The sequence below is a fragment of the Prevotella sp. BV3P1 genome, assembly GCF_000479005.1.
GTDB lineage: Bacteria > Bacteroidota > Bacteroidia > Bacteroidales > Bacteroidaceae > Prevotella.
Map to the genome: position 1 here is coordinate 27,919 of NZ_AWXC01000004.1, position 23,587 is coordinate 51,505.

A 23,587-nucleotide genomic window follows, 5' to 3' on the forward strand; every position below is an offset into this window, starting at 1 on the left:
TAAATAAACTAATTTGTTATGGTTAAAATCACATTTCCAGATGGCTCGGTACGTGAGTACGAAAAGGGCGTAACTGGGTTACAAATCGCCGAGAGCATCTCACCGGCTCTCGCTCGCAACGTTGTATCTTGCGGTGTTAATGGTGAGACAGTTGAGTTGAATCGGCCCATCAACGAAGATGCTACGATTGCATTGTATCGCTTTGAGGACGAAGAAGGCAAGCATACTTTTTGGCACTCTTCGGCTCATTTGTTGGCAGAAGCATTGAAAGAACTGTATCCAGGCATTCAGTTTGGATTTGGTCCTGCGATAGAAAACGGCTTCTTCTATGATGTTCAGACGGCCGATGGAACTCCTATCTCAGAGAATGACTTCCCTAAGATTGAACAAAAAATGATGGAATTGGCCAAGAGAAACCAGCCAATTGTTCGCCATGAGCTTTCCAAGGCCGACGCTGTCAAGGAGTTTACGGCAGACGGACAGACGTACAAGGTTGAACACATCGTTGAAGATTTGGAAGATGGAAACATCTCTACTTATACGCAAGGCAATTTTACTGACCTTTGTCGTGGCCCTCATTTGATGTCCACTGGTTTGATTAAGGCTGTTAAAATAACAAGTGTTGCAGGCGCATTCTGGCGTGGTGACGCTAAAAACTCACAGCTCACCCGTATTTACGGCATTACCTTCCCCAAGAAGAAGATGTTGGATGAGTACCTGTTGATGCTGGAAGAAGCCAAGAAACGTGACCATCGAAAGATTGGAAAGGAAATGGAACTCTTCATGTTCTCTGACCGTGTGGGCAAGGGTATGCCTATTTGGTTGCCAAAAGGGACAGAACTTCGCTTGCGTTTGCAAGAGATGTTGCGCAAAATACAGAAGCGTTTTGGCTATCAAGAGGTCATCACACCGCATATTGGCAGCAAGAATTTGTATGTCACCAGTGGTCACTATGCTCACTATGGTAAAGACTCTTTCCAACCCATCCATACACCCGAGGATGACGAAGAGTACATGTTGAAACCCATGAACTGTCCGCATCACTGTGAAGTGTTTGCGTGCAAACCTCGTTCGTACAAAGACCTTCCACTACGTATCGCTGAGTTCGGTACGGTTTATCGTTACGAGAAAAGTGGTGAACTGCATGGACTAACGCGCGTTCGTTCGTTCACACAAGACGATGCGCACATCTTCTGTCGTCCTGATCAGGTTAAGAATGAGTTCCTTCGCGTGATGGATATCATCCAAGCGGTATTCACTATTTTCCATTTTGATAACTTCGAAGCGCAAATTAGTCTGCGCGATCCTAACGATAAAGAGAAGTACATCGGTTCTGACGAGGTGTGGGCAGAAAGTGAACAGGCCATTATTGAGGCTTGCAAGGAGAAGGGATTGGATGCTAAGGTGGCCTATGGCGAAGCTGCATTCTATGGGCCTAAGCTTGATTTCATGGTGAAAGATGCCATTGGAAGGCGCTGGCAGTTGGGTACCATTCAAGTGGATTACAACTTGCCACAGCGTTTCAAACTCGAATATACGGCGGAGGACAATACCAAACAGACACCGGTGATGGTACACCGAGCACCATTTGGTTCGCTTGAGCGATTCACAGCTGTGCTCATTGAGCATACAGCTGGTCACTTCCCCTTGTGGCTTACACCCGAGCAGGTGGCCATTCTACCCATCTCAGAGAAGTTTAATGATTATGCTCAGCAAGTGGTTAAGTACTTCACGGAGCAAGATATTCGGGCCACTATCGATGACCGTAACGAGAAAATAGGCCGTAAGATTCGCGACAACGAGTTGAAGCGTGTGCCTTACATGGTTATTGTTGGAGAGAAAGAAGCTGCTGAAGGACTTGTATCCATGCGTAAACAGGGTGGCGGTGAACAAGCTACCATGAAGATGGAAGACTTCGCTGCACGCATAAACAGTGAGGTGGCCGAAATGCTTGAGGCAACCAATATCCATCCAAAAGATTAATAATAGCATAGAAGTGCCTATGGGCAGGGTTGACGAGAACACAAGAATATAACCTTTGAAAGGAGGGAATTTCCTTGTTTTCTCGTCAATTTGTATATATAACTACAATAAAAACTCATCTAAATATTTTGCTAATTGTGGTAAAATCAGTAACTTTGCAGCCGTTTAGCGAAAGTAAACACATTAATATAGTTGAATGAAGAATGACAAATTAAGTAATCAGTACCGCGTGAATGAACAGATTCGCGTAAGGGAAGTGCGTGTTGTAGGTGACGATGGATCGCAGGTAATGCCGACAAAGAAGGCTCTGGATTTAGCTCGTCAGCAAGGAGTTGACCTCGTTGAAATATCTCCTAAAGCTCAACCGCCAGTTTGTCGTTTGGTCGACTATAGTAAGTTTCTCTACCAACAGAAAAAGCGTGCTAAGGAAATGAAGCAGAAGCAAGTGAAGGTAGAGGTGAAGGAAATACGTTTCGGACCGCAGACTGACGAACACGACTATCAGTTTAAGCTGAAACATGCACAGGGGTTTCTCAATGAAGGCAACAAGGTTCGCGCTTATGTCTTCTTCCGTGGACGCTCCATTTTGTTTAAAGAACAGGGAGAAGTGTTGCTCCTTCGCTTCGCCAACGACTTGGAAGAATACGGAAAAGTTGAGCAGATGCCGAAGCTGGAGGGCAAGAAAATGTTCTTGTATCTTGCGCCAAAGAAGGTTGGAGTAGAGAAGAAAAGCCAGCAAAAGCGCGACCGTGAACAAGCAATGGCAGAAGCTAAGGCCGCTAAAAAGGTTGTTCCTACTGACGGTACGTCCGCAGATGACAAACCTAAGGGTGGCTTGTTCGACAATGCTAAGAATGGTTCGGACGCATTGAAGAAACTCCAAAACGAAGAATAAACATTGGAATGTGCGTAACGTCTTGGTATATACGTTGCCACAGAAGTAAATAAATAACCATTTAAAATTAACAAAAAATGCCAAAATTAAAGACAAACTCCGGTGCGAAGAAGAGGTTCAGCTTTACCGGAACTGGTAAGATTAAGCGTAATCATGCTTACCATAGTCATATCTTGACTAAGAAAACAAAGAAACAAAAGAGAAACTTAGTAGGTTACACCCTCGTAGATTCTTCTAATCTAAAGCAGGTTCGCGACTTGCTCAACTTGCGTTAATTAACTTTTAGTCAAACAATTTAAAAGGAGAAAAACTATGCCAAGATCAGTAAATCATGTAGCATCAAAAGCAAGAAGGACCCGAATACTGAAGCAGACTAAAGGTTATTTCGGAGCAAGAAAGAATGTTTGGACCGTAGCTAAGAATACTTGGGAGAAGGGACTTACCTACGCTTACCGCGACCGTCGTAACAAGAAGCGCACTTTCCGCTCACTGTGGATACAGCGTATCAATGCTGCTGCCCGCTTGGAAGGTATGAGCTATTCTACCTTGATGGGCGCTTTGAACAAAGCAGGTATTGAAATCAACCGTAAAGTTCTTGCAGATCTCGCTGTCAATAACCCTGAAGCATTCAAGGCTATCGTTGACAAAGTGAAATAATACGAATAGAAATCAACAACATAAAAAGAGTTGCATCTCATTTGAGGTGCAACTTTTTTTTGGTGCCATGCCACCAACTTCACCGGGCATTGCAACAGAATTTCTTCAGGAGGTGTTGCTCGTACGAGAGCGATTGGGTTACCAGTGTGGATGTTTGCGAACGTCTTGCGTGCGTTGGTCAGCACTGGAGAGGCAAAGTAAGATGTCGCCTTCTTCCAGTGGCAATTGTCCATTGGGGACCAAAATGGTCTTCCCGCGTTTCACCATCATGACGAGCGTGCCCTGCGGAACATCCATCTGTGAGAGCAAGTTGCCGTTTTCGAGCATGGCTTCTGTCAGTGTCACCTCGCGCAACTTCGACCCCAACTCTTCTGGAATCTCCACCCCAAACTCGTTTCCCGTTTTCTCTTCGGGCATGTCAAGGTTGAGCTTCTTGGCGGAGAGCGAGATGGTAGTACCCTGAATGGTAAGCGACAGCAGCGTTATGAAGAACACAATGTTGAACAGAATATCAGCACCCTCCACGCCATTGATTAGCGGATAGGTGGCAAAGATGATGGGAACAGCACCGCGCAGGCCCACCCAAGAGAGGAAAGTCTTGGCCTTGAAGGGTATGTTGCGATAGGGCAGCAGGCAGAGGTATACGCTCAGCGGTCGTGCAACGAGCATCATGAACACGGCAATGGCCAGGGCGAACAGGCTCACGCCGATGAGTTCGGACGGATTGACCAGCAGACCGAGCGTGAGGAACAACACGATTTGCAGCAGCCAGGTAAGGCCTTCCATGAAGGTGGTCATCTCGCGGCGATACGACAGACGGCAATTGCCCACCACAAGTCCTGCGATATACACCGCCAGGTAGCCGTTTCCATTCAGCAGGTCGGTCAGGGTGAAGGTGATGAACACCATGCTCAGCAGCAAAACAGGATAGAGTGATGGGTTCGGTAGGTTGATTCGATTGGCCAGCCACACGGCCAGTCGACCGGCACCGTAGCCCAATGCGCTGCCCAACACGAATTGTTCGGCCACATCGAACAACAGGTCTGTGAAAGAAAGTTCGCCTCCCGACAGTGCCACATTCATCAGTGCGATGGTGAGCATGTAGGCCATCGGGTCGTTGCTACCGCTCTCCAGCTCGAGCATTGGACGTAGCTTGTACTTCAGACCGATGCGCTGTGTGCGCAACAGACTGAAGACCGATGCCGAGTCGGTGGACGACATAGTGGCCGCCAGTAGCATCGACACGATGAGCGAAAGCCTGATATCCATCCCGGCCCACTGTGAGAGTGCAAAGATAAACCAGCCAGTGAGAACGGTGGTCATGATGACACCAAGTGTGGAGAGCAGCACACCCGGGCCGATAATGGGCTTGATTTCCTTAAACTTGGTGTCCATTCCTCCTGAAAAGAGAATGACGCTCAAGGCTATCATACCAATCATCTGCGTGTCTTTCGGACTGTCGAATGTCAAGCCGAGGCCCTCGTTGCCAAAGCCCATGCCGGTAAAAAGGAACAGCAGCAGGGTGGGGATGCCGAACCGATAGCCCGTCTTACTGATGAGAATGCTAATCAGCACGAGGAACGAGCCAAAGAGAAATATGTTTTCTGTTGTAAAGGTAATCATAGCGCGTTAAGCAAATGGTTTAAATGTATGTCATCTTGTGAACAACTTCACCGTCCTTGGTGATTCCATTTCCCATTTGCAAACTTACATAAAATTATTAAATTATATGTTTGATTGAGCAAGAAAAGCGCTTCTTCTTCATACGAATGTCATGAATAACTCATGCCATGAAAACATGCTTCCATGTATCGTAGTTGTCATTTCCTGTACATGTCAGCCTGATTGTCATTTATTTTTCGTATATTTGCAAGTGGTTATCATGAAATAACCATTGTTCACGCTATTTTATTTACAACCAGAAATATATTTTATTTTAATATGATTCTTACACTCATTGTACTTCTCGTCACGGTCATCATGTTTGTTGTTGGTCGTCTGCGTGCCGATATTGTGGCCTTGTGCGCCCTGTCAGTGTTGCTTTTAGCTGGTATTCTAACGCCTGAAGAGGCTCTCTCTGGCTTTTCTTCCAAGGTAGTCATCATGATGATTGGCTTGTTTGTGGTGGGAGGTGCCATTCTGCAAACAGGATTGGCCAAGGCTGCCAGCCAGCGCATCATACGCTTATCTAAGGGCAATGACATCAAACTTTTCTTGTTGGTCATTCTCACCACTTCTTTCATCGGCGCCTTTGTCAGCAACACAGGCACCGTGGCACTGATGATGCCCATCGTGGTGAGCATGGCGGCACAATCGAATACCAGTCCCGGCAAGCTGCTTATGCCACTGGCCTTTGCCAGCAGCCTGGGAGGTATGCTCACGCTCATTGGTACGCCGCCTAACCTTGTCATTCAGGAAGCACTCACCGACGCAGGTTTTGAACCATTGTCGTTCTTCTCGTTCTTTCCCATTGGCATCGTATGTATTACCTTAGGTATCATAGTGCTGTTGCCGCTGAGCCGTATATTCCTTGGCACGGAAAAGAAAGAAGGAAGGCGCAGGAAGTCCAAGAGCAAGAGCATGGACGAACTGGTGTCCGAATATCAGTTGCAAAGCTATACGGAGGCCTACCGCATTGGCAGTCATTCGCCACTGGTGGGAAAGACGGTAGCCCAGCTTGACCTGCGCAACAGGCATGGACTGTCGATTATCGAAATCAGGAAAGAACTAACCAATACCAATCGTATTATGCGGCAGGTCAAGCAAAGTGTGCCAAAGCCATCTACCGTGCTGCGCGTTGGTAACCTGCTGTACCTTGCAGGTGACACCGACAAGATGGAAGCCTTTGCTGCAGAAAATGGGTTGGCTAAGCTCGATGACAGTTCGGTTGACTTCTATGACATTGGTATGGCTGAGCTGGTGTTGATGCCCAATTCGCGCATCAATGGCATACGTCTCAAGGATTCGGGCATTGGCGAACAATACAATATCAATGTAGTCGGAATCCGCCGCCATGGCGATTATATGCTGAAGAACCTTGCCGATCAGAAGCTTTTGGCTGGCGACGTGCTGCTGGTGCAAGGCTTGTGGAGCAACATCGACAAGTTGGACATGGATGATAGCGACTGGGTGGTGTTGGGCAGGCCCATTGAACAAGCCAGCAAGGTAACGCTCAACTATAAGGCACCCGTTGCTGCGCTCATCATGTTGCTGATGGTATGCATGATGGTATTCGACTTTATTCCCGTTGAACCGGTTACTGCGGTCATCGTGGCGGGATTGCTTATGGTGCTTACAGGTTGTTTCCGAAATGTCGAGGCGGCCTACAAAACCATCAAATGGGAGAGCATCGTGCTCATTGCTGCCATGATGCCCATGTCCATTGCCTTGGAGAAGACGGGTGTTTCGACTCTTATATCCAGCTCGCTGGTCAATGCCTTGGGTAACATGGGTCCCATGGTGCTGCTGGCTGGGGTTTATTACACTACCACACTCTTAACCATGTTCATCAGCAACACCGCTACGGCCGTGCTCATGGCACCCATCGCCATGTCGGCGGCCTCACAGGTTGGAGTAAGCCCTTACGCCTTCCTTTTTGCCGTGACGCTGGGCGCCAGCATGTGTTTCGCGTCGCCTTTTTCCACGCCACCCAATGCGCTGGTGATGAAAGCCGGGCAATACCAGTTCATGGACTATATCAAGGTAGGTTTGCCCCTACAGCTGCTCATCGGTCTGGTGATGACGTTTGTGCTGCCCTTGCTGTTCCCGTTCTAAAGACTCTGCATGCTTTTCATGAGGCATGCTTGGCCTTCGTAACGCCCAATTTTATTGTTTTGACAACAGCATGGGCAAATGGGTTTGAAAGGTTGTGTGTGGAAATCACGATGCTCAACTATGATGAATTTTCTTGACAACGAACCTCTTCATATTTGACGTATTTCCCAACAACCTTTTCAGTCGTTGCAAATACGGTTAGCATGCGAATGGTTTATAAGTAATTATAATACAATAAGTTATAAATCTTTTCACTGCTGGCCTACTGTCTTTCATGCATTTTTAAGCCAAAAGCAATGCTTTAAGGTTGTAAATCGCATGCTTTTGTCCTGTTAACCCATGCCTATTGGTCGTCAAAAGGATGCATCTGTGTACACAAAACCATTACTTTATGGGCATAAAACAAGTTTTCTGACTCACCAATCATTTGCTTTGCACCCCGCGTGCCTATCATTTTTTTCCAGATGATCAATTTTGATAGGCCGTTTTTGATCCGTTTTTTTGCTAAAATTTTCAACATTTTCTGCGTTGTGATGTGGTTCATATCATTTTGCTTTGATGAATGATGATGTTGTATTCAGAATGACCATTGATTGTTGCGATGTTGACTGACAACGAAAAAAATACAGCAGATGGCTATTGGTTTTGCTGACAAACTGGTCGTGCGTCCCTACATTATTCTTATGACTGATTCACAATAGGCTACATTTGTTACCGCATAAGCATAGGATCTTGTAGTGAGAGCGACTTTTCTTGTAATTTTATAGAGATAAATAAGATTGTTTTGTAAATTTGCAAACAATCAAATTGAAATTATTTTTTATGCTGAAATCGTTTACTCTGCGACATATCTTCTTGTCAACACTCATGTTAGGTACCGCCACCTTGTGGGCCCAAGGTCCCAACCACACGGGAACCTATTACGAACGTACGAACGGAAAAACGGGTGCTGCGTTGAAGACAGCCTTCTTTCACGTCATTTCCGGTACCATTCACGGGTCTTATAATGGGCTTTGGGAGATTTATCATACGTCCGATCGGCGAGCTGACGGCAAACTTTACGACATCTATTCCAACACCACCAATTATGTCATTGGCAGTAGTGCGCAAGGGCATCCCTGTTCAGGTGAAGGAGACGGCTACAATCGGGAGCACACGGTGCCTAAGAGTTGGTTTTACAAAGCCAAGCCGATGTTGTATGACGCTCATCACATCCTGCCCTCGGATGGCTATGTGAACAATCGAAGAAGCAATTTTCCTTATGGCGAAACCAAGGGTGAAACGTACCAGTCGAACAACGGATTCAGCAAACTTGGAAGATGTACGTTGCCTGGTTATAGCGGAACTGTATTTGAACCCAACGATGAATACAAGGGCGATTTGGCTCGAATTTATTTCTACATGGTTACTTGTTATGAGAGTAGCGTGTCAAAATGGTCGAGTGGAAATGGGGGCGCCAACATCTTTTCGGGAAATGCCTACAAGCCGTTTGTCAAGTGGCAGATGGATATGCTGCTGCGTTGGGCGAAGAAAGATCCTGTGAGTGACAAGGAGATTAAACGCAATGAGGCGGTGGCAAAAGCTCAAGGCAACAGAAATCCGTTTGTTGACTATCCGGGGTTGGAGGATTATATCTGGGGCGATTCTGTGAATGTAGCATTCAGTTATGACCATTACCGCAGTGGTGGTAGCGTCGTTGTGCCTGATCCTACCCCAGACCCAACACCCCAACCGGGTGTGGATGGCGTGGTTTTCAATGAGTCGTTTGCATCGAGCAAGGGGATGTTCACTGTCGAGAACAAGCAATTGTCTAACGGCATGACTTACGTTTGGTCCAAATATGCGAAAAACAACGTGCAGTGTATAAAGGCATCTGCCTATGTCAATCGCGCCAACCAGGCTGCTGAAAGCTGGTTGGTATCGACGGTCATCGATTTAACAGCATACGAAAAAGTGCAAATGAGCTTTGAACAGGCTTGCAACTATTTAAAGAGTTACAGAAATAGGGGAGGAGAATTCTTGTCTGTGATGATACGAGTGGTAGGACAATCGACATGGACGAACTTGAATGTTGAGATTCCCGGACTTGATAATTGGACGTTCGTACAGACCAACCCCATCAACTTGAGTGCCTATGCTGGCAAGAAAATACAAGTGGCTTTCATCTATAAGAGTACCACTTCGTGTGCGCCAACCTGGGAAATCAGAAACTTGAAGGTGACAGGAAGTGTGCCTACGGGCATCTCTCGAGTAATTACCGACTGGCAAAAGCTGGATCCTGCGGCACCGATGTTTGATTTGTTTGGACAGCGGGTGCGCAGGAATTATAGAGGAGTGGTGATTCAACATGGCAGAAAACATCTCAAACGATAACGGCATTTAGTTGGGATAAATGGCGTGATACTGCTGAAAAAAATGTATCTTAGCAGAAAAATAGGAGGCTGTCATGAGAAATGGGTTTCTTTTATGTATTGTGTTTGCTCTTCTGGTGGGATGCTCATCAAGCCGTTTGACACCACAGCAGAAGGCCGTGAAGTCGGCTTGGACGGCGCAAAAGGTTCACGAGGTCATTGAAAATAAAAAGATGGCGGTGGATATCAATTATGTCATTCCTTTCCGTGGGGGGATGAAACATCTGGACTACGGGTATGACATCCGCCTGTCTGGTGACACGCTTTATTCTTATCTTCCCTACTATGGGCGTGCTTACAACATTCCATACGGGGGCGGAAAGGCTTTGGTGTTTGATGCTCCTATTCAGGATTATGCTGTCAGTAGCCCCAAAAAAGGGTTGACAAAAATGGACATCTATGTAGAAAACGATGAAGATCGATACGCATATATGATGGAAATTTTTGATAACGGACAGGTTAACCTGCTGATAAGGGCGCAAAAACGGGAGCAAATTTTGTTCAGAGGAAAACTCGTCATCAAGGATGAAAAGGAACAATAGCAAACGCATCGCCCTTCTTGCAGTCTGTGTTGGATGCGCATGGGCTGGTGGATTGGTGCCAGATGGCTTGTCCTATGAATTGATATGTCTTTAAAAAAATGTGCCAATCCATAGCTGTTTAAATCATGACCAACCAACGTTCACATTCCTATCGGCACCACCACCATCGCCATCACCACCACGGTTCAAGGTGGAAGAGAAGGCTGAAGGCAGTGGCTATTGTGGTGTCTGTTTTGTTTTTTGTGTTCTGTTCGGTGGTAATCTTTTTCCCCGAGCAGTACAGAAGTTTTCTTTCAGGCCTGCAAACTACGGCTTGGCAAAGCGGATTGCTGCCTCATCCCCGGAGCAAATATCATTATGATGGTATCGATGTTTCGCATCACCAAGGACCTATCGATTGGCCTTTGGTGGCCAGCGACACGTGCATTCAGTTTGTATACATCAAGGCTACCGAGGGCAGTACGCACGTCGATACGCTTTATCAGTACAATATACGAGAGGCTAAACGTGCGGGATTGTTGGTTGGGTCGTATCATTTTTTGACCTCTTCCAGTTCTATGCGTTCACAATTCAACAACTTTATCACTCAAGTTGACAGTACATCTCAGCATCTTTTGCCCATGGTTGATGTGGAATGGTCGGGGGTAAAAGGGTGGAATAAGCGCCAAATACAGGACAGTTTGGCTGTTTTTCTATGGTTGGTGAAGCAACATTACGGTTCGTATCCGCTACTTTATGCGGATAGTCGCTTCTATAACGCCCATCTTTCGCCCCGTTTTGATAAGCTGCCCCTATTCATTGCCCATTATAGTGATGAGGCTCCCGTGGTGAAGGGCGCTCATCGGCACTATATATGGCAGCGCGATCAGCATGGATGGGTGAGTGGTATCAATCGTGAAGTGGATTTGGATGCGTTTGCATCTGGCACGACAATCACCGATATCCTGCTTCCAATAAAATCGAATGAATAATGACTTCTGGCAAGAAAATGATATTCTAAGAGGTAAAAAACTGTCTGCCGAAGCCATTCATTGTGGTTTATTCTCGAAAGGAATATTAGTTTTTATCTTGATAATGATAGGAGCGGGGTGGATTTATTGCAGCTCCAATTCCACTGGGCAGTGGTCACTTCCTAAAATCTCAGTGTGTATTTTGGCGTCAACGAGTCGTTCTTTGAGCCGTTCTGAAATGAGAAAATAGTCGATACGCCAGCCGGCATTCTTTTCTCTTGCACGGAATCTGTACGACCACCACGAGTATGTTACTTGCTCAGGATAGAGATGACGAAAGGTATCTACAAAGCCATTGTTAAGCAAAATGGTCATCTTTTCACGCTCTTCGTCCGTAAAACCGGCATTACGGCGATTGGTCTTGGGGTTCTTCAGGTCGATTTCTTCATGGGCAACGTTCAGATCTCCGCAGATAATCACTGGTTTGATGGCATCCAGTTGTTTGACGTAAGCTCGGAAATCGTCTTCCCATTGCATGCGATAGTCAAGTCGGCGAAGCTCATCTTGTGAGTTGGGAACATAGACGGTGATTATGAAAAAGTCCTCCATCTCCAAGGTTATCACTCGTCCTTCGTGGTCGTGTTTGTCTATTCCCAAGCCATACGTCACGTTCAGCGGTTTGTGTTTGGTGTAGATGGCGGTACCCGAATAGCCTTTCTTGTCGGCATAGTTCCAGTACGATTGGTAGCCTTCAAACTGCAAGTCCAATTGGCCTGCCTGCATTTTGGTTTCTTGCAGGCAAAAAAAGTCAGCGTCCAAATGATGGAATGATGCTTCAAAATCCTTCTTCACACAGGCCCTCAGCCCGTTAACATTCCATGAGATAAACTTCATATACTTAGATTAATCGTAAATAATTGCGTTTGGCAATCCCCAAGTTGCCGTCTTATGTTGGTTTTGAGATGGCCGAATTGTCGTCCAATTGCTTGTTGATGATGGGAAAATAGTGTAATGTTGGATGCGAGATGTCAAACACGATAGGTGTGAATGTGCTTATATTCTCTTTGATTCCCCTCGCAGAAGATTCATAAACTCCTCACGAGTTTTAGCCTGATTGAAGGCACCACTGAACGCACTGGTGGTGGTGATGGAGTTTTGTTTCTCCACTCCGCGCATCTGCATGCACATGTGTTTGGCCTCAATCACCACCATCACTCCCAAGGGTTTGAGCGCACTTTGGATGCAATCTCCGATTTGTTGCGTCAAACGTTCCTGCACTTGCAGACGATGACTGTATATGTCAACCACGCGAGCTATTTTGCTTAATCCGGTGATGTGCCCGTTGGGGATGTAGGCTACATGCACTTTTCCGTAGAAAGGCAGCATGTGGTGCTCGCACATGGAGAAGAAATCAATGTCTTTGACGATGACCATTTGATTGTATTTCTCATCAAACAGCGCATCAAGAAGCACTTGCTTGGGGTCTTGTGCGTAACCTCTTGTCAGCACTTGCATGGCTTTTGCCACACGCATGGGTGTCTTCTGTAAGCCTTCGCGCTGTGGGTCTTCGCCGAGGAGTGATAATATTTTTTCGTAATGTGAGGCCAGTTCGTCAAGGCCTTCACGAAATTCAGTCTCTGAATTCATGTGTGTCTTCGTTCCTATAGTTTAATACTGTACAGTGATTTTGCCGCGTACAATGCTGGCTTGGTTGTATCCAAGACCTTTCACTTGCTTGAGAATGTGCGCCGCTTCTTCATAACTTCGATAGTTACCTACGCGGCAAATCCATCTGGGAGAATAGAAATGAACGTAAACCGGCTCATTAGGAAACGTCTGTTTGATTTTGTCTCTGGCGGTTTCTGCTCGTTGTCTGTCGGCACGCGAGTTGCCTCCAGCATAGACTTGCACACGGTATCCATTGATTTTATACCCCTTACGCATCACTTTTTTGCGCATGTCGATGGTGGGAATCTCCATCTCATTTGTCGAAGTATCTTCGTTTTGCAGTCGTTTATCTTCATGCTTAGCCGTGGAATCATGTTTCGTTTCAGTTTCCTCTTTTGACTTCTGACCATTCTTCTCCGCCGGGTTTGTTGTTACTGCATGCGTGTTTTGATTCTTCGTTGATGCGACATTTTTTACGTTTTGCGCTTTGTTATCAGTTCTGCCAGTCTGTGTTGTAGCGGTTTTTGCTTTTCCGTTAACCAATTCGTCGATATCCTTACTCTGGCTAACTTTGACAGATGCTTTTCCTGGCTCCTTCTTCTGAAGATGCTCAAGGAAAGTCTGTGCATCAGCAAATGTTACTGAACAAATGATGATGATGAATAAAGTGACGAATTTCTTCATTTTTCTTGATTGTTAATTCAAAAATATCGAGTGAGACAAAGGCTCACGATTGGATGGGCCTTGCCTCACTCAACATGAGTGGAGTCTTATTTCTTCCAAGCGTCAATGATGCCCTTGAAGTCGGCACATTTAAGTGATGCACCACCAATCAGACCGCCATCGATGTTTTCTTTAGCGAACAATTCAGGTGCATTGCTGGCTTTGCAGCTGCCTCCGTACAAGATTGTAGTGTCCTGAGCCACCTCGTTACCATACTTCTCAGCGACGATTGAACGAATATAGGCATGAATCTCTTCTGCCTGATCGGCTGTTGCAGTCTTTCCAGTACCAATAGCCCAGATGGGTTCGTAGGCGATAATGATGTTCTTGAACTCCTCTTCAGAAAGGTTAAATACAGAACCTTCGAGTTCTGCCTTTACCACTTCGTTCTGCTTGTTGGCCTCGCGTTCCTCTAAAGTCTCGCCAATGCAAAAGATAACCTTCAGGCCATTCTTCAATGCCAACTGCACTTTCTCTTTCAATATTTCTGGAGTTTCCTTGTAATATTGACGTCTTTCAGAGTGTCCAAGAATGACATATTGTGCTCCAGTGCTTTTTACCATCTCTGCAGAAACCTCACCTGTGTAGGCTCCTTTTTCCTTATCGGCACAGTTCTCAGCACCCAGACCTACCAAGTTTTTATCCAATACGTCTGCTACACATGCCAAGTGAATGAACGGTGTGCAGATGATAACGCCGCAGTTGGGCTTTTCAGCTACTAATGCTTCATTGATTTCTTTTGCTAAAGCAACACCTTCTTGCAGGTTCAGATTCATCTTCCAGTTGCCTGCTACGATTTTTTTTCTCATTTTACTATTCTTTTTTTAGAGTTGATTTATTATCTTTTTCTTTCTGTTGAAAGCGTTTTTCTTTCTTTTTCTTGAACTTCAACCACTTGCTCCAGGCCCAAAGACGGTCGGCAACGGTCAGCAACATCAATGGCAGGATGAACCACAAGAAGATTTCAGTAATCCTGGTTGGCACACTGTTGGCCGGCATTTGCCCAATCACTTCTTCGTTCAGCGGCCGTTGCATATCGACTTCTTTCGGCAAGTCGTTGTGGCTCCATTTCCTAATGATGGTTCCTTTCTTCAGTAAAAGCAGCCCAGGATTACTCCTGATGATGGTCTTCAGCGTGGTTTCGTCAGTCATGCAGAACGGATATTCGGCACCCGTTAGATCCTGCCAACGCTTGATGTGCGGCTCGGTACTTGACGTGAGGCAATAAAATGGATAATTGTACGTCTGTGCATACTCGTAGATCCTGTCAATATCGCCGAAGTTTGAATCGTCTGCATATTCCAGATGAGGCGAGATGAGCAAGAAGGTGTAACTCGTATCGTTCAACACTTCCTGCGTGAGGTCATCTCCCTGCTGGGTTTGTATGCTGAAGTCGTGTATGGGAGGCACGTACCCTTTCGCCGTCTGTACGGTCTTACTGTCCACGAAAGTCCAAGTGGAGTCAGGATAATTCTCCAATGTAAACTCCTTCGTCACGCCATTTTTTTTCAGCAAGAACGTTGTTTCAAACTTGGGTTGCTCCGCTCCTTCTGGAATCACCATGCCCTCTTGGATGTTGGCTCCCACATGATAAGGCCTGAAATCGAACAGTGGCAGCTTGTACAGACAATACAGACTGGACACGATGATGAAGAAGATGGTATAGTTGAACACAATCCATTGGTTGGGCCTTGATATGAAACGCCACATGCGTGTCGGCCAAATGGCCAAGACGATGGCACAACCCAGCAGCACAATGTTCTTCAACAATGTATCCGTATTGCTCAGTTTGATGGCGTCACCAAAGCACCCGCAGTCGCTAATGGGATTGGCGATGGCCAACCACAGCGTCACTACTGTCATGATTGCCATGAAAACCAGCGTGATTTTCGACACCACTCGCCGCCTGATGGCCAGCAGGATGAACACGCCTAAGCAGAATTCCAAAGCCGACAGAACCACCGAAGCTCCCAACGTCATCCAGTCGGGAACCATGCCTTGCCATGCCAATGCTTCCAGATAGTCTTCTATCTTATATTGTGTCCCTAATGGGTCAATTGCCTTGACATATCCTGATAGGATGAATGTCACCCCCAGGAGCAGGCGGCAAACGTTGGTCGATATCGTCTTGAGTTTATTCACTGAACCTGATGACGCCGAAGACAGCGTAGTTGATGATGTCCATCAAATTGGAATCGATGCCCTCAGAAACGAGTGCCTGTCCATGGATATCTTCCAGTTCTTTGATTCGTTGTATCTTTGTCAAGATAAAGTCTGTGTAACTACTCACGCGCATCGAGCGCCAAGCCTCATCGTAGTCGTGGTTCTTTTTCACCATCAGTGTGAGCGCTTCACTCGCATGTTGGTCGTACAGGGCCATGGCTTGCTCGGTGTTGATGTCTATTTCGTCAACGAATCCCTTCTCCAGTTGAATCAGTCCCACGATGCCATAGTTAATCAAGGCCATGAATTCCGGGCGGATGCCTTCGTCTATCATGGCTTGTTTTTTGATTTCCAACGAGCGTATGCGCTTGGCTTTGATGAACAGCTGGTCTGTCAATGACGACGGACGCAGAATGCGCCACGACGCACTGTAATCGTGAAGTTTCTTCTCAAAGAGCGTGCGACATTCGGTCAGCACCTTCTTGAACTGCTCTTCTGTCTTCGTATTGTTCATATTTACTGTTTGCAAAATTAGTCAATTCTCATGAAATATCCAAAGGAAGTGGATGTCGATTTTTTGCTGACAAACATGTGAAGAACGAGTTGGCAGGTTCAAAACGAAAAAAATGAAGAATCGCTTTGCGGGGTTATCTCTCGCCAGTCGTTCTTCATTCTCTGTCCTTTGCGCAACTCTCCAGGTTGCGTGGCGTGTCTGAAACCAGTTCTATATCCCCTGTTTCTGCCGCATCCTAATCATTCGCACCACACCGCACATGGCCTCGTAGCGCGCCTTCAGCGAGTCGCGTTCCACCCTCATCATGTTGGCTTTGTACAGATTCGATTCCATGGGGATGCTTCTCAAAACAGTTTGTAGTGCCGAGTCGGTCTGAGCAATGTCGGCCTGTGCCTGCTTCAAGGAGGCGTTTTGCCAAATGCGTAGGGCCTCCTTGCGGCTCTCTATGGCTTTGGGAAACTGCATGCGCAACGCCATGATGGAGTCGAGTGCTTCGTTATAGCAACCGTCCTTATATAAGGTCTTGATTTGAGAGAGCAATCTTGCTGCTTTTTCGTCTTCAGATGGTGTGCACGAACAGATGAGAAGCGTACACAGAATCAACCACATATATTTCTTCATATCGCAAAAATACGATTTTTCTCTTTCATAGCATCCAAAACATGGCTAATTTTTAGTAACTTTGCAGCCACTTAAGAAGTTTTATAGTTTCAACATGCGTAATCTCTCCAATGCCGACTTGGCTCATCTCCTTGATCAACCTATCTTTCATCACCTATCCGCTGTGGCCGATGACTTGCAGCTGGAATGCTATGTAGTGGGTGGCTATGTTCGCGACCTTTTTCTCGAACGACCGTCCAACGACATCGATGTGGTGGTGGTAGGCAGCGGAATTAAAGTAGCCGAGGCTTTGAAGCAGCGGCTGGGCAAGCAAGCCCATCTGTCGGTATTTCGCAATTTTGGAACGGCGCAAGTGAAGTATCGGGGGCTGGAAGTGGAGTTTGTGGGTGCCCGAAAAGAGAGCTACAGCCACGATTCACGCAAGCCCGTAGTGGAGGATGGCACCTTGGAGGACGACCAAAACCGGCGTGATTTCACCATCAACGCCATGGCCATCTGCCTCAACGAGGCGCGGTTTGGTGAACTGGTCGATCCGTTTGACGGTCTGTTGGATATGGAAGACGGCATCATTCGCACGCCGCTCGATCCCGACATCACCTTCTCCGACGATCCATTGCGTATGATGCGCTGCGTGCGTTTCGCCACACAATTGAAGTTTTTCATCGAGGATGAAACCTTTGAGGCATTGCAGCGCAACCGGGAACGCATCAAGATTGTCAGTGGGGAGCGTATCGCTGACGAACTGAACAAAATCATGATGACCGACCAACCCAGTCGGGGATTCGTAGAACTGTATCGCTGTGGACTGCTCGATCTTATCTTACCCGAGTTCACTCTCATGGATATCGTGGAAACAAGGAACGGCAGAGCGCATAAAAACAATTTCTATCATACCCTGGAGGTGGTTGACAACATTTGCCAACATACCGACAACTTGTGGCTTCGGTGGGCCGCTTTGTTCCATGACATCGGGAAACCACGCAGTAAAAGGTGGGATGTTAAGGCCGGATGGACGTTTCATAACCATAATTACATTGGCTCCAAGATGATTCCGGGCATCTTTAGACGGCTCAAATTTCCCATGGACAGCAAGATGAAGTATGTGCAAAAAATGGTTGATATGCACATGCGTCCCATCGCTATCGCCGATGAAGAGGTGACCGACAGTGCCGTTCGTCGCTTGATGAACGATGCCGGTGACGATATTGACGGCCTCATGACGCTGTGCGAAGCCGACATTACCAGTAAGAACGCACAGCGCAAACAGCGTTTTTTGGACAACTTTCGCATGGTACGCGAGAAGTTGGATGACCTGAAAGAACGCGACTACAAACGCCTGTTGCAGCCTTGCATCGACGGAAACGAAATCATGGAAATGTTCCACTTGCAGCCATCGCGCGAGGTGGGGACGCTGAAACAGACCTTGAAAGACGCGGTGCTTGATAACAAGGTGCCGAACGAACGCGAACCATTGATGGCTCTTTTGATTGAAAAAGCCAAAAAAATGGGGTTGGACGTACCTCAAAAATAAGCGTGAAGGAACAGCAGTTTTGTCAATATTTTTGGTCATTTCAAAACTTGCATTTTAGAAAAAATCCAGCCAATAATAGCTTCAAAAATCACTTTCTGATGCCCTTGTTTGGCCAAAAGCATTGACTTTGGTCTTCTATAGCATGCTTTTTGCCCTCGAAAAGCATACCCGTTGCAGGTCAAACTCAATGCTCTTGGCGTGCAATTTGCATGCTTTTGAGATAACGTTCATAGGGAATTAAGCAGGAAGTTGCTGTGGGTGAAGCATATACAAAATTCGCGTATTTTCGACCAAGAAGGCAGTTGCTTGTAAATACGCGAGTATTAGAGCGGGTTTGCAAGATTTTTCAACATCCCAGGCAACCCGTTTTTGACATTTTGGAGGGGGTGAAATATCATCGATATCAACGCTCACTTTCATCTTTCTCGAATCCGTTTGATGTGCATGTTTTAACATTTTTGTTCCAATGAAGAATGTTTGCATCCACTTGATGTAAATCCTCTATTTTCGTTATTTGCAGATAATATATGTTAAATGTATGTGGTATTGATGCCATAGTGAGAAAAAATCATGTAAATTTGCATGACAAAAACTTATAGACTTTCAATAGTTTTCAAATGAGTTCTTATTGTATGTTTTTTTGAGAAAGTATGAAAAATAATAGATTATATAAAGGTATGAGACAAAAAAGTATGTTTTTGTTTGCAGCCATGGCTGCACTCTTGGTTTCGTGTGGCGGTAAACCCAACATGAAATTCGGTGACAACGAATACCCTGTCACGCAGATAGAGGCGACGGGGTCTACAACCCAAACCACTTATCCGGCCGTGATTAAAGGTATTCAAGACGTTGAGATTCGGCCGAAGGTATCGGGATTCATTACAAAACTGAACGTGAAAGAGGGCCAAACCGTAGGCAAGGGTCAGGTGTTGTTCGTGATAGACAACAGTACTTATCAGGCATCGGTACGCCAAGCGCAGGCTGCCGTGAACTCAGCCAAATCGCAACTCAACACGGCTAAGTTGACATACGAGAACAGTGAGCAGTTGTTCAAGAGCAATGTCATAGGCCAATACGAATTACAATCAGCTCAAAACACTTACGCAACGGCGCAGGCAGCGGTGGCTCAGGCACAAGCTGCACTGGCTTCGGCTAAGGAGATGCTGAGCTTCTGCTATGTGAAGAGTCCGGCGGCAGGTGTCGTTGGCAGTCTTCCTTTCAAGGTGGGGGCCTTGGTGAGTGCCTCAAGTCCCACGCCGTTGACCACCGTTTCCAACAACAGTACTATGGAGGTTTACTTCTCCATGACAGAAAAAGACGTGCTGGAAATGACCAAGACATCGGGCAACGTGTCGGCTGTCATCGCATCGATGCCAACGGTAAAATTGCAGATGGCCGATGGCACCATCTACAACCAGCCTGGCAAGGTGGTGAAGATGAGTGGTGTGATAGACCAAACTACGGGTACCTTGACACTGATTGCTCACTTCAATAATCCAGATCGGTTGTTGAAGAGTGGCGGATCGGGATCTATCATCGTGCCACGGGTAAGCAACCAAGCCATCGTTATTCCGCAGTCGTATGCAACTGAGGTGCAGGATAAGATTTTTGTGTATACGGTTGGCAAGGACAACAAAGCCAAATACACGGAAATCAAGGTGGCACCGCAAAACGATGGACAAAACTATATCGTGACAGAGGGACTGAAAGTAGGCGACCGCATCGTTACCAATGGCATTACAAAGTTGAGCGATGGTATGGAAATCAAGCCCATCACACAGGCGCAGTACGCCAAGAAAATAGCTGATGCAGAGAAGCTTGGTGAGATTCAGGGTGACTACGGAAAGATGAAAGAGGCCTTTAAATAAAGGTGCATTTGATGGGTTGGGGTAAGAACCGGCCAGTCATGAATGCTGAAAAGTAAGCGAGAAAACAACAACGAATTATGACATTTACGAAATTTATCAAGCGACCGGTATTGTCAACGGTGATCTCCGTGGTCATCGTAATCTTGGGATTCATCGGACTGTCCACGCTTCCCATCGAACAATATCCGGATATAGCGCCACCAACCATTTCGGTATGGACCAGTTACATCGGCGCAAATGCTGAGACGGTGAAAAACTCTGTGCTCGCTCCCCTTGAGGAAAGCATCAACGGAGTGGAGAACATGGAGTACATGACCTCGCAGGCTACCAACGCCGGTGGGGCGCAAATTACCATTTATTTCCGTCAGGGAACCAATCCAGACATGTGTGCCGTCAACGTGCAGAACCGCGTTTCGCAGGCTCAAGCCTTACTGCCGGCAGAAGTAAACCGCGTGGGTGTGACCGTATCCAAGCGTCAGACCTCGCAGGTGTTGATGTACACGCTGACGTCGGAAGGTGGCAAATACGATGATAGGTTTTTAACCAACTACAACAACATCAACATCATTCCGGCCATCAAGCGTGTTCAAGGCGTGGGTGACGTGCAGAGTCCGGGTATGAAAACCTACTCCATGCGTATCTGGCTGAAGCCTGATGTGATGAAACAGTATGGCTTGATGCCATCTGACATCGCAGGTGCATTGGCCGAACAAAACGTGGAAGCTGCCCCTGGTTCGTTCGGCGAACAGAGCAACATGGCCTACGAGTATGTGATGCGCTATAAAGGTCGTCTGAAAACAGCCGAGGAGTTTGGCAACATTATCTTGCACAGTACGCAGACGGGACAGACCTTGAAGTTGAAAGATGTGGCAAAGATAGAACTTGGTGGGTTGACTTATGCCGTGAGCATGCGCAACAACAACCAACCATCGTCCATGGGTATGGTTCAACAAATTGCGGGTTCGAACGCCAACGACATTGCTAAAGCTGTGAAAGCTGAATTGGAAAATCAGGCTAAGAACTTCCCGCCGGGCATGGAATACAAGATTAACTATGATGTGACCGAGTTCCTTTACGCTTCTATCGAGGAGGTTGTCAAGACATTGGTCATTACCTTGCTGCTGGTATTCTTGGTGGTTTACATCTTTTTACAGGACTTCCGTTCTACCTTGATTCCGATGATTGCCGTTCCGGTGTCACTGATAGGAACATTCTTCTTCTTGCAATTGTTTGGATTCTCCATTAACTTGCTGACGCTGTCGGCCCTGTTGCTGGCGATAGCCATCGTGGTTGACGACGCCATCGTGGTGGTTGAGGCTGTGCATGCCAAGTTGGATTTGGGGTATAAGAGTGCTTTGACCGCCAGCATTGATGCGATGAACGAAATTGCGGGTGCCATTATTTCCATCACGTTAGTGATGGCTGCGGTATTCGTTCCGGTGTCGTTCATCGGTGGAACATCAGGAACGTTCTACCGAGAGTTTGGTGTCACCATGGCGGTGTCAATCATCATATCGGCCTTGAACGCATTAACGCTCTCGCCAGCATTGTGTGCCCTCATTCTGAAACCAAAGAATGAGGATGGCACCGAGCGCGAGATGAGTAGGATAGATCGTTTTCATGCGTCGTTTAATACCAGTTATGAGAAGGTCTTGGGTAAATACAAAAATCGATTGCAAAAGCTGGTTAGGAAGCCTGTTCTCACGGGTGTCTTCATCTTGGTGGGTGCAATAGCCTTGCTCTTGACCATGAAAACAACCAAAACAGGATTGGTTCCGGATGAAGATACGGGTACGCTGTTCTGTACGGTGTCTATGCCTCCGGCAACAAGTGCCGTGCGCACGCAGCAGGTGATCGACCAGGTTGATGCTATGTTGGCCAGCAATCCGGCCATTCAGAGCCGCGAACAGCTGCAAGGATATAACTTCATTGCCGGGCAAGGGTCTGACCAAGCTACCTTTATTATCAAGTTGAAGCCTTTCAGTGAGCGTAACATGGGGCAAAGTGCCATGGCGGTTTTAGGTATGATATACAAGCAGACGGCTCAGATTAAGGATGCTCAAATCTTGGCATTCGCACCTCCTATGATTCCTGGTTTCGCCTTGAGCAACGGTGTTTCCTTAGTGTTGCAGGACAAAACGGGTGGCGATTTGAATAAATTCTTCCAAGTAACCAAGGCTTATTTGGCCGAATTGAACAAGCGTCCAGAGATACAAATGGCCATGACCTCGTACAATCCAAACTATCCTCAGTATCTGATTGATGTTGATGTGGCTAAATGTAAGCAGGCAGGCATATCTCCTGCCACCGTCTTGAGTACGCTTCAGGGATATTACGGTGGCATGTACGCCTCTAACTTCAATGCATACGGCAAGTTGTATCGTGTCATGATTCAGGGCGATGTGTCCAGTCGTGAGCGTCCGGAAGGACTGAATGACATCTATGTTCGTACACCTGGCGGCATGGCACCCGTGCAAAGTTTCATTTCGATGAAGCGTGTTTTCGGCCCATCAAATATCAATCGATTCAACATGTTTACGAGTATCAACGTACAGGTAACACTGAATAGCGGTTATTCCACAGGTGAAGCCATTCAAGCCATCAAGGAAGTTGCTGCGACAGACTTGCCTCAAGGCTATGGATACGACTTCTCTGGCTTGTCAAGGTCAGAGAGTGAATCGAGCAATGTCACTGGCATAATATTTGTATTGTGCTTCTTATTCGTGTATTTGATATTGGCAGCGCAGTACGAAAGTTACCTGTTGCCCTTCGCAGTTATCCTCTCTATACCGTTTGGATTGGCGGGTGCTTTCCTCTTCACGCAGTTGTTTGGACACAATAATGACATCTACATGCAGATTTCTTTGATTATGTTGATAGGTTTGTTGGCCAAGAATGCCATTTTGATTGTGCAGTTCGCACTTGAAAGAAGGCGCACCGGTATGGCCATCACATGGTCTGCCATTCTCGGATCGGGTGCTCGTTTGCGCCCTATCTTGATGACTTCATTGGCTATGGTCATCGGTTTGTTGCCCATGATGTTTGCCATGGGCGTGGGAAAGAATGGTAATCAAACGCTGGGTGCGGCCGCTGTAGGAGGTATGTTGATTGGTACGCTCTGTCAATTGTTTGTTGTTCCGGGTTTGTTTGTCATCTTCCAGGCATTGCAGGAGAGGTTCACACCGATTAAGTTTGATGATGAAGAGAATTCTGAAGCAGAGGCTGAACTGCAGCAATATGCGCGTCGCCCGGTAGGAATCACAGTAGATGAGTATAATAAGGAATAG

The 23,587-nt window shown here is 46.6% G+C and carries 17 protein-coding genes and 1 pseudogene; 11 read left to right on the forward strand and 7 right to left on the reverse strand.

The features are described 5' to 3' along the window. The first annotated feature begins 18 nt into the window (after positions 1-18). From thrS to rplT, 4 genes are all read left to right on the forward strand, one after another. Positions 19-1,983 carry a threonine--tRNA ligase gene (thrS, locus tag HMPREF1254_RS00365; RefSeq protein WP_023056704.1) on the forward strand — a complete coding sequence of 655 codons (1,965 nt, stop codon included), beginning with the start codon at positions 19-21 and terminating at the stop codon, positions 1,981-1,983. A gap of 196 nt (positions 1,984-2,179) precedes the next feature. Then, a complete protein-coding gene (infC, locus tag HMPREF1254_RS00370) occupies positions 2,180-2,878 on the forward strand; it encodes a translation initiation factor IF-3 (protein WP_023056693.1) in 699 nt (232 codons plus the stop codon). Positions 2,879-2,955: 77 nt separating this feature from the next. After that, positions 2,956-3,153 (forward strand): 50S ribosomal protein L35, encoded by a 198-nt coding sequence (gene rpmI / locus HMPREF1254_RS11535; protein ID WP_023056639.1) that lies wholly within the window; start codon positions 2,956-2,958, stop codon positions 3,151-3,153. Positions 3,154-3,190: 37 nt separating this feature from the next. Further along, positions 3,191-3,535 (forward strand): 50S ribosomal protein L20, encoded by a 345-nt coding sequence (gene rplT, locus HMPREF1254_RS00375; protein WP_004348507.1) that lies wholly within the window; start codon positions 3,191-3,193, stop codon positions 3,533-3,535. A 138-nt stretch (positions 3,536-3,673) separates the two neighbouring features. Here rplT and HMPREF1254_RS00380 read toward each other — a convergent pair whose 3' ends face one another. Next, positions 3,674-5,158, reverse strand: coding sequence for a potassium/proton antiporter (locus HMPREF1254_RS00380; RefSeq protein WP_023056735.1), 1,485 nt, complete (start codon positions 5,156-5,158; stop codon positions 3,674-3,676). A 318-nt stretch (positions 5,159-5,476) separates the two neighbouring features. Between HMPREF1254_RS00380 and HMPREF1254_RS00385 the strand changes: the two genes are divergently transcribed. The 4 genes from HMPREF1254_RS00385 to HMPREF1254_RS00405 all read left to right on the forward strand — a co-directional run bounded on the left by HMPREF1254_RS00385 (position 5,477) and on the right by HMPREF1254_RS00405 (position 11,233). Further along, the gene (locus HMPREF1254_RS00385; protein WP_023056729.1) at positions 5,477-7,309 is read left to right on the forward strand and encodes an SLC13 family permease; all 1,833 of its coding nucleotides are present in this window, start codon (positions 5,477-5,479) and stop codon (positions 7,307-7,309) included. Between the two features lie 807 nt (positions 7,310-8,116). Next, positions 8,117-9,682 (forward strand): endonuclease, encoded by a 1,566-nt coding sequence (locus tag HMPREF1254_RS11415; RefSeq protein WP_023056694.1) that lies wholly within the window; start codon positions 8,117-8,119, stop codon positions 9,680-9,682. Positions 9,683-9,755: 73 nt separating this feature from the next. Next, positions 9,756-10,262: a DUF4251 domain-containing protein gene (locus HMPREF1254_RS00400; RefSeq protein WP_036878466.1), complete on the forward strand. Its 507-nt coding sequence runs from the start codon at positions 9,756-9,758 to the stop codon at positions 10,260-10,262. A gap of 125 nt (positions 10,263-10,387) precedes the next feature. Continuing rightward, entirely contained in the window at positions 10,388-11,233 is an 846-nt protein-coding gene (locus HMPREF1254_RS00405) for a glycoside hydrolase family 25 protein (protein ID WP_023056645.1), read from the forward strand. 123 nt (positions 11,234-11,356) lie between these two features. Here the strand turns inward: HMPREF1254_RS00405 and HMPREF1254_RS00410 are convergent, their stop codons facing one another. The 6 genes and pseudogenes from HMPREF1254_RS00410 to HMPREF1254_RS00440 form a co-directional block, all read right to left on the reverse strand. Then, entirely contained in the window at positions 11,357-12,106 is a 750-nt protein-coding gene (locus HMPREF1254_RS00410) for an exodeoxyribonuclease III (RefSeq protein WP_023056633.1), read from the reverse strand. A gap of 159 nt (positions 12,107-12,265) precedes the next feature. Further along, complete coding sequence (gene folE, locus HMPREF1254_RS00415; RefSeq protein ID WP_023056717.1) at positions 12,266-12,859, reverse strand: GTP cyclohydrolase I FolE; 594 nt, start codon at positions 12,857-12,859, stop codon at positions 12,266-12,268. A 21-nt stretch (positions 12,860-12,880) separates the two neighbouring features. Further along, positions 12,881-13,564 carry an SPOR domain-containing protein gene (locus tag HMPREF1254_RS00420; RefSeq protein ID WP_023056719.1) on the reverse strand — a complete coding sequence of 228 codons (684 nt, stop codon included), beginning with the start codon at positions 13,562-13,564 and terminating at the stop codon, positions 12,881-12,883. Between the two features lie 86 nt (positions 13,565-13,650). Then, positions 13,651-15,745: pseudogene (locus HMPREF1254_RS12480) on the reverse strand (BT_3928 family protein). Beyond that, the gene (locus HMPREF1254_RS00435) at positions 15,738-16,280 is read right to left on the reverse strand and encodes a DUF1599 domain-containing protein (protein ID WP_023056741.1); all 543 of its coding nucleotides are present in this window, start codon (positions 16,278-16,280) and stop codon (positions 15,738-15,740) included. Before HMPREF1254_RS00435 ends, HMPREF1254_RS12480 begins: the two are co-directional and overlap by 8 nt. Positions 16,281-16,490: 210 nt before the next feature. After that, complete coding sequence (locus HMPREF1254_RS00440) at positions 16,491-16,901, reverse strand: hypothetical protein (RefSeq protein ID WP_023056681.1); 411 nt, start codon at positions 16,899-16,901, stop codon at positions 16,491-16,493. A 94-nt stretch (positions 16,902-16,995) separates the two neighbouring features. On the opposite strand from HMPREF1254_RS00440, the gene HMPREF1254_RS00445 reads away from it, so the two are divergent. The 3 genes from HMPREF1254_RS00445 to HMPREF1254_RS00460 all read left to right on the forward strand — a co-directional run bounded on the left by HMPREF1254_RS00445 (position 16,996) and on the right by HMPREF1254_RS00460 (position 23,587). Then, entirely contained in the window at positions 16,996-18,432 is a 1,437-nt protein-coding gene (locus HMPREF1254_RS00445) for a CCA tRNA nucleotidyltransferase (RefSeq protein WP_023056663.1), read from the forward strand. Between the two features lie 677 nt (positions 18,433-19,109). After that, complete coding sequence (locus tag HMPREF1254_RS00455) at positions 19,110-20,300, forward strand: efflux RND transporter periplasmic adaptor subunit (protein WP_036878462.1); 1,191 nt, start codon at positions 19,110-19,112, stop codon at positions 20,298-20,300. A gap of 77 nt (positions 20,301-20,377) precedes the next feature. Beyond that, positions 20,378-23,587 (forward strand): efflux RND transporter permease subunit, encoded by a 3,210-nt coding sequence (locus HMPREF1254_RS00460; RefSeq protein ID WP_023056648.1) that lies wholly within the window; start codon positions 20,378-20,380, stop codon positions 23,585-23,587.